Genomic DNA, 14,879 nt, shown 5'->3' with positions numbered 1-14,879 from the left:
GATAATGATAAGAAGTTTTATAGAATTTGCTATTGACAAACCGAGATTAAATCATATATTTTTATCTTTTATTTTAATACTTTCGATTTTTTCGTATCTAAATATACCAAAAGAGATATTCCCGCCTATGAATATGGATAAAATAGTCATAACGGGCGGTTATGTCGGTACAAGTGCGGACGTACTTGATAAAATGGTTGTAAAAACCATAGAAGACGATTTGCAAAATGTAGATGAACTTGAAACTGTTGAGACTACTATAAAAAACGGTTCGTTTTCTATAAGTGTAGATATAAAACCAAACTCAGATAATATTTTAGTTTTAAATGACGTAAAAGATATTGTAAGTGCAGTTAGAAAAGATTTGCCCTCCGATATGTCTGAACCTGTTGCTAAAATATTGGTGCATAGTTTTCCCCTTGTTTTAATAGCACTCTCAGGAGATGTGGATAAAAAGGAACTTTTAGCAAGGGCTGATGACTTAAAAGGCAAGTTGAGTTCTTTAAAAGATTTAAGCGACATTACTATTCGCGGTGATGCAGATGAAGAAGTGGTAGTAAGATTAAACAATAAAAAAATTATTGCAAATGATCTTCAACCTGCATTAGTAGTGTCTGCTATAAAAAATATCAGTTCTATTTTTCCTATAGGTACCATTAATGAAAAAGGCTCACATCTTTACATATCTACTTACAACGGCGAAAAAACTAAAGAAGAAATAGAAGATACGATAATCGGAGTCGGTGGTGTTAAAGTAAAAATCGGTGATATTGCGGATGTTAGTTTTGAGCTAAGTGATGAGAGTGAACTCTCCCACTATAACGGTGTAAGAAACGTATCTATAAATGTAACAAAAAGTGAGAGCGGTAATGCTATAGAACTTGTAAAACAAATACGCGAAATTTTAAAAACAAGTGAGAAAGAAAACGCAGGTATATCTTATGATATCTACACAGATACCTCTACATGGATTAAAAATCGTCTAAACGTAGTTTTCTCAAACATTGCCTTTGGTTTGATGCTTGTATTTACTGCGATGCTTATATTTGTAGAACGCGGGATTGCCCTTGTTGTTGCCATAGGTATTCCCGTTAGTTTTATGATAGGTCTAATAGCTACTGAATTACTTGGTGATTCTATAAATATGCTCTCACTTCTTGGTGCATTAATAGCACTCGGTATGCTTGTGGATGAGGCTATAGTTGTTGCAGAAAATATCTACAGATACCTTGAAGAAGGTCTTGATAGGCGTGAAGCGGTAATAAGAGGTGCGAGTGAGATGTTTCCGGCGGTTTTAGCAGCTACACTGACAACTGTTTTTGCATTTTTACCTATGCTTCTTTTAAGCGGTGAGATGGGGATGTTTATAAAAATAATCCCTATAATGATTACCGTACTTTTGTTATCGTCTTTACTTGAAGCATTTTATTTTTTACCGCTTCATGCACATGACTTTTTACGTGTAAAAAAATCACGTGATTACACAAAAGCATTATGGGATAAGCTTTATTTATGGCATAACAATACACTTCATTTTGTATTTAAAAGAAAGATTATCTCTTTGATTGTAATTGTTTCAAGCATTTTGCTTTTAACGGTTGTTCTTATAAAAAATTCAAAATTTCAAATGTTTCCTGATTTTGATAACACGCAGATATATGTCTATGGTAAGGTAAACGTAAACAATGATTTAGAAGATACTGAAAAAATAGTAAGTGAAATAGAGAAAAAAATACTTGCTAATATGTCAAAAGACGATATGTCTTCTGTAACGGGTGTTATAGGTTTTAAGATGGATGCACAAAACAGAGCTATAACCGGCGAAAATATGTTTCATATTTTTATAGATTTACATGAAAAAGCGCCTGAAAATGTTTTTGATACGTATATAAGTCCGTATTTATCAGTTGAGTATGACCCTGATGTTTTGATAAGAAAAAAGTATGCAGTAGATATAGCAGAAGATTTGAAAAAAGTTGTTGAACCTCTTAAAAAGAAAAAAGTTGGTGATAAACTATTGTTTGAAGAGTTGGTTGTAAAAGTACCTGGGGCAGGTGTTGTAGCAAATGATTTTGAAGTAAGTTTAAGCTCAAAAACAAATCATGATATTATGAGTGCTATAAGTTATTTAGAAGGGGAACTTAAAAAAATAAAAGGTATATCCAATATAGCAAACGATGCAAATATAGGTGAGATGGAACTAAAACTCCGTGTTAACGAATATGGACAAGAGTTAGGTTTTAATGAACAGTTGGTATCTTCAGAACTGCGTTCATATTATCTAAAAGGTGAGTACGGAAAACTCTTTAACGATTCGGGATTAATCCGTATGAAGATAGAAAGTAAGATGAATGAACTTATTTCATCCATAGATACGGTAGAGTTACAAGTTCCAAATACAAATCAGTTTGTAGCACTAAAAGATGTTTGTGATTATGTTTATCAGCAAGGTTTTGTCGATCTTAAAAAAGAAGACGGTGTACGTATAAGAAGTGTGTTTGCATCTATAGATAAAAAAATTATAACTTCATCCGAGGTCATAGCAAGGCTTCAAGGGGCATTTAAAAAGCTCGAAAGTGACGGTTTTAAAATAGATATTAAAGGTGAAGAAAAAGAAAATGCCAAAAATATGAGAGAGATGACGCAAGCTGCCGTGATAGCTATCTTTTTAATCTTTATAACTCTTGTATGGTTATTTGATTCTATCAAAAAATCGTTGATAGTTATTAGTACGATTCCTCTTGTATTATTTGGAGTATTTTTGGGTCATCTAATTATGGGCTTAAATCTTACTATGCCGGGACTTGTAGGTATAGTCGGACTTGCGGGAGTTGTTGTAAATGACGGTCTCATAATGGTTAGTTTTATTAAAGATGCAAAAAATACAGAAGAGTTGATGAAAAGAGCTCTTACTCGCTTGCGTCCTATTTTATTAACATCTATTACAACCGTGCTTGGACTCTCGACACTGATATTTTTTGCTTCGGGTCAAGCTATGATACTTCAACCTATGGCAGTATCTTTAGGTTATGGTATTGCTTGGGCTACGTTGCTAAATTTAGTTTATATACCGTTACTTTATGCCGTGCTTTATAAAATAAAAGACCCCATCTAATAATAATTTAATGCAAGGTTGATTATAATTGCGGTAATTTTTAAACTGGGAGTTTATATTAATGGGTGAATTGTTTACTTTTTTCGGGCTTGTATCACACTCTAAAGAGTTTATATATACAACGCATATGCTACTAGCGGCAGGTATTGCTATAATCTTAGCAAAAATGGCTATGAGCAATTTAAAACTAGTTCCGACAGGGACTCAAAACGTTATGGAAGCATATATTTCCGGTGTTCTTAAAATGGGAACTGATACTATGGGTAAAGATGAAGCTCGTCGTTATCTTCCTCTTGTAGCTACTATCGGTTTATTTGTAGGTATTGCCAACTTAATCGGTGTTGTTCCGGGTTTTGAAGCACCGACTGCATTTTTAGAGTTTGCATTTACGTTGGCTTTAGCTGTATTTGTTTACTACAATTTTGAAGGTATCCGTCGTAACGGTGTTATCAAATATTTCAAGCACTTTTTAGGTCCGGTTTGGTGGTTATACTGGTTAATGTTCCCGATTGAAATCGTATCTCACTTCTCAAGATTAGTTTCTTTATCTTTCCGTTTATTCGGAAACGTAAAAGGTGACGATATGTTCTTGATGGTAATCTTAATGCTTGCTCCTTGGATACTACCGATGATTCCGTTTGCGTTATTAACTTTCATGGCTTTCTTACAAGCTTTCATTTTTATGATGTTGACTTACGTGTACCTAACCGGTGCAGTAGTAATGGAAGACCACTAATACTCCCACATAATTATGCAAGAAGCTACCTTTCATAGAATTGTGAGTTTTTTGCTTGGAGCGTCATGGGCTGTTGTCCTTTTTGGCGCTCTTATAACTTTTAAGTCCTTTTTGTTTATGGGCTTTTTTACCTCTGTTTTTTTCTCTGTATGTTTTATATTTTTTTCACTTTTTATGATTTTGGCTTTAGATGCATTTGTAATTAACCGTAAAAGACTAGATGAAGCAAAAAAACAAACTAAGCTTTTAGAAGATTTAACAAACAAATAGTTTAGATATACTTCTAAATATTTATTTATAAAGGAGTATTAATGGATACAACACAAGACCTTAACATATTCCTTCAAGAAGATTCGCTTATTGATTTTTCATCCCCTGCAGTTAAAGCACTTGCAGAGTCACTTTCTCGCGGTGCTAAGAGTGATGAAGATATAGCCAGACACTGCTTTATGTATGTTAGAGACAATATTAATCATAGCGGTGATCATAAAGATGATATTACTACACTAAAAGCTAGTGAAGTTCTAAAACATTCAACAGGTTGGTGTTACTCTAAAAGTATTCTGCTTGCTGCACTTTTACGTGCAAACAATATCCCCGCAGGTTTTTGTTACCAGAGACTCTCATGCAGTGAATATCAAGAGGATGTGTATTGTCTTCATGGACTCAATGCTATATATTTAAAAGAGTATGGTTGGTATAGAATAGATGCAAGAGGCAATAAAGATGGTGTAGATGCACAGTTTATGCCACCTGTAGAAAAGCTTGCTTTTGAGCTTGAAGAAAATGAGTTTGATTTAGAAGAGATATATTCAGCACCTATAAAAGAAGTTGTGCACGCTTTAAAAACGAATAAATCTTATGATGAGATGGTAGATAACTTTCCTGATATAAAAAAAGAGGATTAAAAAAGTAAATCTTTTTTAATAATCTTTGGATAAAATTCGTAAAAATTAGAAAAAGAAAAACTATGAAACTAATAATTAACGGTGAAACTAGGGACTTTGAAAGCTCTAAGACACTTCAAGAGATACTAAAAGAGTTAGATTTAGACGGTAAAGTTATGGCTGCTGCTGTTAATATGGAGATTGTCAAACAAGACAAATGGTCTGAGTTTAAACCAAATGACGGTGATAAGTTAGAGCTTTTAGACTTTGTCGGCGGAGGCTGATTAAGACTTAGTCTCTATAGCTGCTACGGCTATAGCATACTCCCCATCATGTGTAATTGATACACTACTATCTTTTATATTAAAATTCTCAATAATTTTTTCGGATAATTTTATCTCAGGTGAGCCCTTAGATGTTTTAGAAATTATAATATCGCTAAATGCACACTCACTTCCTATTCCGGTTCCCAAAGCTTTTGATACAGCTTCTTTAACAGCCCAAAAACCGGCTGCAGTTTTATAGTTTTTAACAAGTAGTATTTCATCTTCATTTAAAAATTTTTGAAGTGCTTTATCTTCAAAACGCTCCATTAGACGCTTCATTCTGGATGTCTTGATTAAGTCTATACCTATCATTTGTAAACCTATTTCAAATATTATTGATATTATAGCGACATAACTATTTTTTTTATTTAAGTGAAATCTTGAAAATTATCTGTATAATCTACACTAACGTACTATAACTAAAAGGGACGCATATGATTAACTCTCTCGATGTTAAACAACTTTACAACGAATGTGATATTTCAATATTTGACTTTGAAACTACAAATGATTTAAAACTTTTAAAGCAACCCATTGGTCAAAAGAATGCAATAGAAGCCGTAAAGTTTGGTACACACATACAGCAAGAAGGCTACAATATCTTTGTAATGGGTGCATCCGGTAGTGGAAAACACTCAGCAGTTATAAATTTCTTAGAAAAAAAATCCAAAAAAGAAAATAATATAAGTGACTGGTGTTATGTAAATAATTTTAAAAACTACCAAAAGCCGATAATTATTAAACTAAAAGCAGGAAAAGCCCAAGAATTTAAAAATGATATTGATGAGTTGATAGGTTTAATCAAAACAATCTTACCTTCGACATTTGACTCTAACGAATACAGAAACGAAATTGAAGCCATAAATAAAAAGTATGTAAATATGCAATCAGATATATTTATGTACCTGCAAAACAAGGCAAAAGAGTATGAAGTCTCCATGAATGCTTCAAATGCAAGTCGTGTAACTTTTGTACCTATAGTTGGAGGTAAAGTATTATCTCCCGAAGAGTTTAATTCTATAGATGCAAAGAAGAAAAAAGAGATTCAAAAAAGGATGAACGAGTTTGAAGCAATCGTAAAAGAGAAACTAAGAGAAGTAAGTCAGTTAAATAAATCACTGCAAAAAGAACTTAAATCTCATGATAAAAAAGTCACACAACAAGCAGTCGGGTCTTTAATAGACGAAGTTAAACATAAATATGAAGAGAATGAAAAAATAGTAGATTATCTAAGCGAACTTCAAAATGATATTATAAATAATATACAGGATTTTTTGGCAAAACCCGAAAATATGAGTTTACCTCCGTTTATGAAAGACTTTTATACCCCGTCTTTTGAAAAATATGAAGTAAACCTTTTTATCTCACATGAAGATAATAAAAATGCACCTGTTATATATGAAGATAACCCGACCCAACAAAATTTAGTGGGAAAAATCGAACACGTATCGCAAGTGGGGACTTTAGTTACGAACTTTAGTATGATAAAACCCGGTGCTCTTCATAAGGCAAACGGCGGTTATCTTATACTAGATGCAAGAAAGCTTTTAACACAGCCTTTTGCATATGAAGAGTTAAAAAGGGTACTTCGCTCAAAAGAGATTAGAATAGAGTCTTTAGCTCAACAGTATTCTTTTATCTCGACGACGTCTCTTGAACCAGAACCTATACCTTTAGATGTAAAAGTCGTACTGATTGGTGAGAGGATGCTTTATTATCTACTATATCAATATGATCCGGATTTTAAAGAACTTTTTAAAGTAAGTGCAGATTTTGAAGATGAGATGCCAAGGGATGAAAAAAATATTAAACTCTATGCTAGAATGATAGGTACAATATCTAAACAGGATAATCTTCTGCCTCTGACTCCAGAAGCTGTTTCAATGGTAATTGAACAAAGTTCTAGAAATATCTCAAACTCTTTAAAGCTATCGACTCATCTTCGTACATTGTCGGATATATTAAAAGAGGCTGATTATTATTCAAGAGAACTATCCCATGAGGCAATAGAAAAAAAAGATATTGAAAAAGCACTAAAAGCTCAAAATAACAGAAAAAACAGAATACAAACAAAACTTTACGATTTGATTGATGACGGTACTCTTATGATAGACCTAAGCGGAGATAAGGTCGGACAGATAAATGCTTTAAGTTATATCTCTATAGGCGGACACAATTTTGGAACGCCCTCACGTATAACAGCTACGACACGAATAGGTAAGGGTGAGATAATAGATATTGAACGCAAGGTTGATTTAGGAGGTCCTATTCATTCCAAAGGTGTTATGATTTTGTCTTCATATTTAGGCTACAAGTATGCAAAAGATATACCTCTAAGTCTTAATGCCTCTTTGGTTTTTGAGCAATCATATGGAATGATTGACGGTGACAGTGCATCTTCAACCGAGTTATATGCAATACTCTCATCACTCTCAGGACTTTCAATAAAACAAAACATTGCAGTCACTGGTTCTGTAAACCAATTTGGAGAAATCCAGCCTATAGGCGGAGTAAACGAAAAGATAGAAGGGTTTTTCGATATATGTATGAGAAATAATCCAAGGTTGTCATACGCAGTTATAATCCCAAAAAGAAACGTTAAAAACCTTATGCTAAAAAATGACGTATTAAAAGCCGTAAAAGCTAAAAAGTTTGCTATCTATGCAGTTGAATCTATAGATGAAGGAATTGAAATTTTAACAGGGGTTAAAGCTAGTAACGTGAATGATTTAGTTACTAAAAGAGTAAGAGAGCTCTCACTAAAAGTTAAAGAGTTTTACAAATCAACTGATAGTGAGAAAAATTAGCTTACTGAATAACGAATTCAGTAAAATAGATACCTTGGATGCTACCGTCGGTAATGATAGAGTTTAAAGTATCCATGATTTGATCAGATACTTTTTGTTTACCTTTTTTAGAAGATATCTCTTCTAATGTTTTAGATGTTAGTATTCTTATAACTCTGTCTCTGATAACAGGTGCTTTTGCATCTAGTTCCAAGCTTAATTCTTCCCCGCTAAGTTCTAAACTAAGAGTAGCTTTTAGGTATCTTCTACCAGAGTCACTTTTTAAGTTTACGGTAAAAGTGTCAAGTGGATACAGTATTCCGATTTCACTAAGTCTTCTTGAATCCTCTAAAGCGGTCGAAGTTGTTCTTTTTGGCATAATTCTTTGCTGTGTAGAAGGTGAACTTTGACTAACCCCTTCTTCATCGCCATTCATTAAAACTATAGCTAAAACAGCACCGACAACAATAATAAGGACCAAAACCGCAATGATGATTATCATCAACATATTACTAGATTTTTTTTCGCCTTGTTCTTCTTGTGCTTCTTTATTTTCTTCTTCAGCCATTACTATACCCTTATTAAATTTTTATTTTTTTAGTATATCTTAAATATCGCGTTCTATCAAACTTCTTAAAGGCAAAAACTCATATGTTTCGGCATTATAGTAGTCGATATTGCCTGTTTCTATATCATAATACCAACCATGTATAGAAAGATTACCGTCTTCAAAACCTTTTTTGACATTTGGATATGTAAGAATATTTTCTATTTGTTTTATAATCGACAATTTTTCGGTAAGCCTTAGTAATTCTTCTTTATTTGCATCGGAACCTAAGCTTAAAATCGCGGATGTTTTTGCACTTTGCCCAAGTTCCAGCCACTTTTTAGTATGAACCAATGACGGGTCTTCTATCTCTTGGTATAAAGATGCACATGCACCACAGTGAGTATGTCCGCATATGATAATCTCCTCAACCTTTAATACGCTGACTGCGTACTCTATTCCAGAAGCTGTAGCATGAAAATCTTCATCAGGTTTATAAGGTGGTACGAAGTTACCGACATTTCTAATAACAAACAAATCACCCGGTTCACTTTGAACCATTAAATCGGGAATAACCCTTGAATCGGAACAGCCTATAAAAAGTGCTTTAGGAGACTGGCCGCTTTTTACAAGGTCAAGCAGAGCCTCTTTGTTTTTTTTGAAATAAGATCTAAAAAGTTTATTGCCTTGGGCATACTCTTGTAAATTAATCACAGTTTTTTATATCTAATTCTTTCATTATTTTTTCAAAAATAGCACCTGAAGTACGGTCTAAATCATCATGATATTCTATTACAAGTACTTCTTTTCCGCTTGATGTAGCAGTAGTATGCATCTCAGGTTTCATTTTATATGTCGCTATAATTTTGTCAACACACTTGTTTACTTTCTCTTTTTCTTCAGCATCCGTATATGCAAGAGTAAGTCTTGAAAATCTTTCTTCGCTTCTAAATTCGGCATCTATCATTAAAAACCCTTATGAAATTTTCTTTGATTATAGCTTTTAATTGGTAAAAAATATGTTAAATCAGTACCATTCTAAAAGTTTTGTTACTTCATCGACTATAAATGTTTTCATATTTGTTTTCTCTAAAGGTTTTTTAGATAAAAGAACTTTGTTTATATTTTGCATTTGAGCTTCTTTAAGTCTTGCATCCAAGCCAAACACTTCGCGTACATCACCGACAAGTGAAACTTCGCCTAAAAAGATCGTCTCTTTTGATATCGCACGGTCTCTAAAACTTGATATGATTGCCGCTAAAATTGCTAAATCCGCAGAGGTTTCATTAATTTTTATACCACCTGTTATATTTATGTAAACATCATATCCGGATAGCGGGATTTCGAGTTTTCTCTCTAAAAGTGCCAAAAGCATATTTAAACGGTTATTATCAAAGCCTGTAGCTTGACGTTTAGAATTTGGCGTATGAGATTCACTAACAAGTGCTTGAACTTCAAGTATAATAGGTCTGCTTCCTTCCATAACTACGGTTAAAGCCGAACCTGCCTGATTTGAATTACGGTTAAAAAACCTTGATGCTATATCTGTCGCTGAGACCAAACCATCGTTACGCATCTCAAATACGCCTATCTCACTTGTAGGTCCGAAACGATTTTTAAATCCTCTTAAAATTCTAAGTTCTTGTGAGGAATCACCCTCAAAATAAAGTACCGTATCTACCATATGCTCTAACACTCTTGGTCCTGCGATAGAGCCTTCTTTTGTAATGTGTCCGATTATAAATATTGCTAAGTCTTTCTCTTTTGCTATACGCATTAACTCAAAAGTAATCTGTCTAACTTGTGTAACTGAACCAGGAGCTGAAGTAATAGCTTCTGAGTAGAGAGTTTGGATAGAGTCTATAATCAAAAACTCATAATTATGATGCTCCAACTCTACTAAAACCTGTTCAAGTCTTATCTCACTAAGTAAGTAAAGATTGTCATGATTTGCCCCGAGTCTGTTTGCACGTAGTTTTATCTGGCTGCTCGATTCCTCTCCACTTACGTAAAGTACATCTTTTCCGCTTGATGAAATAAGTCCGCCTACTTTTAAAAGCAAAGTTGACTTCCCGACACCCGGACTTCCGCCGATAAGTGTAAGTGAACCTGGTACTATACCACCCCCAAGAACTGTATCTAGTTCTGCATCGTTTGAAGAAAATCTGTATATTTCTTCCTCTTTTATTTTATTTATTGATACGGCTTTAGCACTTTTGCTTGATGTAGATTTTGTTTGTTTTATAACCTCTTGCTGGTGTTCATTTAACTCTACCAATGAATCCCATGCGCCGCAGTTTGTACACTTTCCCATCCATTTTGGAGTGGTCATTCCGCAGTGTTGACACTCAAAAAGTACTTTTTTCTTAGCCATAATTATTTTGCCCTAACAAGTAAATATTTGAGAAATTATACTATGCAAAATCATTTATTTTTAAAAATATGACATTTTGCAATATTATTATACTTAGATGCTATAATCACATAAATATTTTTGGAGAGATGTATGAATACTCTGAGTGTATCGGCACTGAATGAACAGATAAAAACCCTGCTTGAAACGAGTTTTACGAGAGTACTCGTTGAGGGTGAACTCTCACGTATAACTTTTCATAACTCGGGGCATATATACTTTACTCTAAAAGACTCTTCATCTGCTATATCTGCAGTTATGTTCAGAGGTAATGCATCCAGGCTGAAATTTCAACTCCAAGAGGGGATGAAAGTTATACTTGAGGGTGCAGTAAGTGTATATACACCTCGCGGAAGTTACCAGATAAACTGTTTTAATATTGAACCTGCAGGGCAGGGTGCTTTAGCTTTGGCGTATGAGCAACTAAAGCAAAAACTCCAAGACAAAGGCTATTTTAATCCTGAAACTAAAAAACAACTTCCAAAATTTCCAAGACGTATAGCACTTATTACTTCTGCAACAGGAGCGGCACTACAAGATATGCTAAGAGTTGCAAATCACAGGTACAGAGATATAGAGATTGATATATATGACGTACTTGTTCAAGGTGAGAGTGCAGCAAGTTCAATAGCATCAGCCATAGATGTAGCATCTGTAAAAAACTATGATATATTGGTAGTGGGTCGCGGTGGCGGAAGTATGGAGGATTTGTGGGCATTTAACGAGGAGATCGTTGCAGATGCTATCTTTGCATCTGTTGTGCCTGTCGTCAGTGCCGTCGGGCATGAGATAGATACCGTTATAAGTGATTTTGTAGCAGATTTGCGTGCACCTACTCCGAGTGCGGCGATGCAAATGATATTACCCGATGAGAAGGAACTTTATCAGTATCTTGATAGTATATCAAATCAGTTTACACAGATAATAGAGCAAAAAATAGATAAAAAAAATCAAGAACTAAGCCATTTAAAACAGCTTTATAAGCAAAACTCAATAGAAAACAAGCTTACTCAAAAAATTCAGGAGATAAAGTCTTTAAAAGAGAGTTTTTATCAACAAATCTCTTTTAAAATAAGTAATAAACAAAATGAACTTACTAGCGTTTTGAAAAATTTAGAATCAAATAATCCCAAGTATAAAACAAAACGCGGTTTTGCCCAACTCTCACGCAATAAAAAAGTTATAGATATAAGTGAATTGAAAATAGATGATGATTTTGAGTTGATGGATGATAAGGTAGTGATTTATGCAAACGTGTTAAAAAAAGAAAATATAGGCTAACTCTTTATCTAAGAGTTAGCTCCGGAAAATACATATGGATAGATGCAGAAGCTTCTGCAGCAAGTTTTTTCATCAACTTATCAAACTTATCCTCTTTACTCCACTCCGGAAATGCTACACCGCTTAGAGCTTGAACTTTCTTTTTTGCATCGTATTTGACACCGAGTGAGTCTATTAATCCGACATCTTTAGCTTGACTAGCCGTAAATATATGCGCATTTGCAAACTCGTCTCTGTTTTTAAACTTTAGTCCTCTCGCATCTGCTACGTCTTTTGTAAACATATCATAAGTACCGTAGATAACTTTGTTGAGTTCATCAACCTCATATTTAGTCCATGCACGATCACCAGTGCCTACTTTTTTGTATTTACCCGCTTGGACACTTTGGCTTTTGATGCCTATTTTACTCATAAGTTCACTTACATCTGCTCCTTGCATCACAACACCGATGCTACCGACCATACTTCCGGGATTTACCATAATCTCACTTGCCCATATAGAAGCATAGTAACTACCGCTCGCAAGTGTTCCGCTTGCATATACGATTACAGGTTTGACTTCTTTTAGTCTTTTAATAGCATAAGCTATCTCAACAGATGGGGCTACAGCACCGCCCGGTGAGTTTACGTCTAGCAGTACACCTCTAATATTTGGGTTTTCTCTTGCTTTATCTATTTTTTGAACTACATCGGTTGCGTCAAATATAGGACCGACCAATTTAATCTCTTGTAAATTTACGGGATTTAAATTTGCCTCTTCTGTAGGTGCAAAAATCAAAAAAAGTAAAAGTACGAAAAGCATCGCTTTAAAATGCTCTTGTATATACTTTAGTGTCGCTCCGATTGGATAAAATATTTTTTTAATAAAGTTCATAAATCTTCCTGTGATATTTTTAAAAATTATAACTAAGTTTGGTAATACAACCGTAACCGTTTAGTTACAAGTTCGTAATTTAGCGATTATAATATAGCGCCATGAAATATAAATCAATCTTTGTATCAGATATCCATCTCGGCACGCGTTTTTCCCAAGCAGAACATTTTTTAGACTTCTTAAAAGATACGGAATCGGATAACCTTTATTTGGTCGGAGACATTATTGACGGTTGGGCGATAAAAAGAAAGTTTAAATGGGCTCAATCTCACTCCGATGTAATTCAAAAGGTACTAAGAAAAGCTAGAAAAGGTACAAATGTTTATTTGATTACCGGCAATCATGATGAATTTTTACGTCCGTTTACTCCGCTTATAATGGGAGATAATCTATATATAAAAAATGAGTGTGAGTATGTGTCTTCCGAAGGTAAAAAGTATCTTGTAACTCACGGCGATTTTTTTGACAGTATCACTATGACAAAAAAATGGCTTGCAATACTTGGAGACGTGGGGTATGACTTTATTCTTTTTATAAACCACTATCTGCAAAAGATACGAAAACTTATGAGAGTTAAAAAGTACTGGTCACTCTCAAAATATGTAAAAGACAATATAAAAAGTTCAGTATCATTTATAACAGACTTTGAAGGTGTGCTTACGACCCATGCGGAAAAAAAAGGATATAATGGCGTTATATGCGGACATATTCATAAGGCTGAGGCAAAACAGATTAACGGTATAGAGTATTTAAACTGCGGTGACTGGGTTGAATCTTGTAGTTGCATTGTTGAGAATTTTGATGGAAGTTTTGAGGTTATAAATTGGTTGGAGATACAAAAGAAATAGTATTGGCACTATCAGGTGGCGGTGCAAGGGGTGCATATCACTTAGGGGTGCTTCAATATCTGGATGAGCAAAATATAAAAGTTAAGGCAATCTGCGGCACTTCAATTGGTTCTATAATTGCAGCTTCTTATGCATCCGGGGTATCTCCAAAAGAACAGTTAGAGATATTTAAATCAAAAGGTTTAAAGAAAATGTTCTCTTTTGCTTGGTTTAGGGAGTCTTTATTTAATGTTAATGTAAATATTCCGTGTATAGATGCACTTATAAAAAAAAGTAGATTTGAAGAGTTGGATATACCCGTATATATAACGGCTATGGATTTGCAAAACGGAGATGAGATTTATTTTAACCGTGGAGATATCAGAACACTGTGTACAGCATCTAGTGCTTTAGTACCTATGTTTAAACCTGTTGAACATGAAGGTAAGGTTCTGGTTGATGGCGGTTTTTTTAACCATATGCCTTATAAGCCTCTTAAGAAATACGATTATCCTCTTGTCGGTGTAAATCTAAACCCAATCGTCAAAAAAGCAAGCAGACCTAGGCTTATGAGTTATTTGAAAAAAGTTATAGCTATCAGGATGTTTATAACAGCTGATAGTCAAAGAGATGAGTATGATTACTATATTTCAAATGATGAAATATTAAAATACTCCATCTTTTCATTAAAAAATTTTGATGAGTTGTTTGAGCTGGGCTATGCAGATGCAAAAAAAGTTTTTAGTGTTTAGGCTTAAATTTAAAACCTGCATCGACTAAAAGAGGTCTGATTTTATCTTTTATATCGCCTTGAAATTCCATAAAACTTTCTTTAAAACTACCACCGCACCCAAGTTTCTTTTTTAGAGTTTTAAGAGTAGTTGTGGCATCTTCTTTTCTTAGAAAAAACTCTCCCACAAGAGTTACGACTTTTCCTCGGCGTTTCTCTTTTGAGAAAAACAGTTGATGTTTCTCCGGTTCTAGTATATCGGATGCTATTTTAGATTTTCTTGGAGTTTGTACTTCCGCCCAGCCATCGTCTATATCTGCACCTATAAACAGGTCTAGTTTTTTACCGCGTGACATG

Annotated in this window: 16 protein-coding genes; 9 read left to right on the top strand and 7 right to left on the bottom strand. The window is 34.1% G+C overall.

Annotation, left to right across the window (positions count from 1 at the left end; genetic code table 11):
* Window positions 1-4: 4 nt before the first annotated feature.
* The 5 genes from FJR48_RS07635 to thiS all read left to right on the top strand — a co-directional run bounded on the left by FJR48_RS07635 (window position 5) and on the right by thiS (window position 5,022).
* The gene (locus FJR48_RS07635; RefSeq protein ID WP_152307559.1) at window positions 5-3,115 is read left to right on the top strand and encodes an efflux RND transporter permease subunit; all 3,111 of its coding nucleotides are present in this window, start codon (window positions 5-7) and stop codon (window positions 3,113-3,115) included.
* 61 nt (window positions 3,116-3,176) lie between these two features.
* The gene (locus FJR48_RS07630; RefSeq protein ID WP_152307558.1) at window positions 3,177-3,851 is read left to right on the top strand and encodes a F0F1 ATP synthase subunit A; all 675 of its coding nucleotides are present in this window, start codon (window positions 3,177-3,179) and stop codon (window positions 3,849-3,851) included.
* 117 nt (window positions 3,852-3,968) lie between these two features.
* The gene (locus tag FJR48_RS12325) at window positions 3,969-4,121 is read left to right on the top strand and encodes a hypothetical protein (protein WP_241856035.1); all 153 of its coding nucleotides are present in this window, start codon (window positions 3,969-3,971) and stop codon (window positions 4,119-4,121) included.
* Between the two features lie 41 nt (window positions 4,122-4,162).
* Window positions 4,163-4,759, top strand: coding sequence for a transglutaminase-like domain-containing protein (locus FJR48_RS07620; RefSeq protein WP_152307556.1), 597 nt, complete (start codon window positions 4,163-4,165; stop codon window positions 4,757-4,759).
* Window positions 4,760-4,821: 62 nt separating this feature from the next.
* Window positions 4,822-5,022, top strand: a complete 201-nt coding sequence (gene thiS / locus FJR48_RS07615; RefSeq protein ID WP_152307555.1) for a sulfur carrier protein ThiS — start codon at window positions 4,822-4,824, stop codon at window positions 5,020-5,022.
* Here thiS and acpS read toward each other — a convergent pair whose 3' ends face one another.
* A complete protein-coding gene (gene acpS / locus FJR48_RS07610) occupies window positions 5,023-5,376 on the bottom strand; it encodes a holo-ACP synthase (protein WP_152307554.1) in 354 nt (117 codons plus the stop codon).
* A 122-nt stretch (window positions 5,377-5,498) separates the two neighbouring features.
* On the opposite strand from acpS, the gene FJR48_RS07605 reads away from it, so the two are divergent.
* Window positions 5,499-7,871 (top strand): Lon protease family protein, encoded by a 2,373-nt coding sequence (locus FJR48_RS07605; protein WP_152307553.1) that lies wholly within the window; start codon window positions 5,499-5,501, stop codon window positions 7,869-7,871.
* Window position 7,872: 1 nt separating this feature from the next.
* Here FJR48_RS07605 and fliL read toward each other — a convergent pair whose 3' ends face one another.
* From fliL to radA, 4 genes are read right to left on the bottom strand one after another with little or no spacing between them, the layout of a single operon-like run.
* Window positions 7,873-8,418: a flagellar basal body-associated protein FliL gene (fliL, locus tag FJR48_RS07600; protein ID WP_152307552.1), complete on the bottom strand. Its 546-nt coding sequence runs from the start codon at window positions 8,416-8,418 to the stop codon at window positions 7,873-7,875.
* A 39-nt stretch (window positions 8,419-8,457) separates the two neighbouring features.
* A complete protein-coding gene (locus FJR48_RS07595) occupies window positions 8,458-9,108 on the bottom strand; it encodes a carbonic anhydrase (RefSeq protein WP_152308409.1) in 651 nt (216 codons plus the stop codon).
* On the bottom strand, window positions 9,104-9,364 hold the full coding sequence (locus tag FJR48_RS07590) for a hypothetical protein (RefSeq protein WP_152307551.1): 261 nt from the start codon (window positions 9,362-9,364) through the stop codon (window positions 9,104-9,106). The genes FJR48_RS07595 and FJR48_RS07590 overlap by 5 nt, the downstream gene beginning before the upstream one ends.
* Before the next feature lie 60 nt (window positions 9,365-9,424).
* Entirely contained in the window at window positions 9,425-10,771 is a 1,347-nt protein-coding gene (radA, locus tag FJR48_RS07585; RefSeq protein ID WP_152307550.1) for a DNA repair protein RadA, read from the bottom strand.
* A 132-nt stretch (window positions 10,772-10,903) separates the two neighbouring features.
* Here radA and xseA point away from each other — a divergent pair, with 132 nt between their 5' ends.
* Complete coding sequence (gene xseA, locus FJR48_RS07580) at window positions 10,904-12,091, top strand: exodeoxyribonuclease VII large subunit (RefSeq protein WP_152307549.1); 1,188 nt, start codon at window positions 10,904-10,906, stop codon at window positions 12,089-12,091.
* A 4-nt stretch (window positions 12,092-12,095) separates the two neighbouring features.
* On the opposite strand, the gene sppA is transcribed toward xseA, so the two are convergent.
* Entirely contained in the window at window positions 12,096-12,965 is an 870-nt protein-coding gene (gene sppA / locus FJR48_RS07575) for a signal peptide peptidase SppA (protein WP_152307548.1), read from the bottom strand.
* Between the two features lie 101 nt (window positions 12,966-13,066).
* Here sppA and FJR48_RS07570 point away from each other — a divergent pair, with 101 nt between their 5' ends.
* Both FJR48_RS07570 and FJR48_RS07565 read left to right on the top strand, forming a co-directional pair.
* Window positions 13,067-13,813 carry a UDP-2,3-diacylglucosamine diphosphatase gene (locus tag FJR48_RS07570; protein WP_152307547.1) on the top strand — a complete coding sequence of 249 codons (747 nt, stop codon included), beginning with the start codon at window positions 13,067-13,069 and terminating at the stop codon, window positions 13,811-13,813.
* Window positions 13,789-14,544, top strand: a complete 756-nt coding sequence (locus tag FJR48_RS07565; protein ID WP_152307546.1) for a patatin-like phospholipase family protein — start codon at window positions 13,789-13,791, stop codon at window positions 14,542-14,544. The genes FJR48_RS07570 and FJR48_RS07565 overlap by 25 nt, the downstream gene beginning before the upstream one ends.
* Here FJR48_RS07565 and FJR48_RS07560 read toward each other — a convergent pair.
* Window positions 14,534-14,878, bottom strand: a complete 345-nt coding sequence (locus FJR48_RS07560; RefSeq protein WP_152307545.1) for a translation initiation factor — start codon at window positions 14,876-14,878, stop codon at window positions 14,534-14,536. The genes FJR48_RS07565 and FJR48_RS07560 overlap by 11 nt on opposite strands.
* Window position 14,879: the final 1 nt, after the last annotated feature.

Source organism: Sulfurimonas lithotrophica (assembly GCF_009258225.1).
In the GTDB taxonomy this organism is placed as follows: domain Bacteria; phylum Campylobacterota; class Campylobacteria; order Campylobacterales; family Sulfurimonadaceae; genus Sulfurimonas; species Sulfurimonas lithotrophica.
Note: the sequence above shows the minus strand (reverse complement) of the source record. Positions and strands in the feature narration are given on the sequence as shown.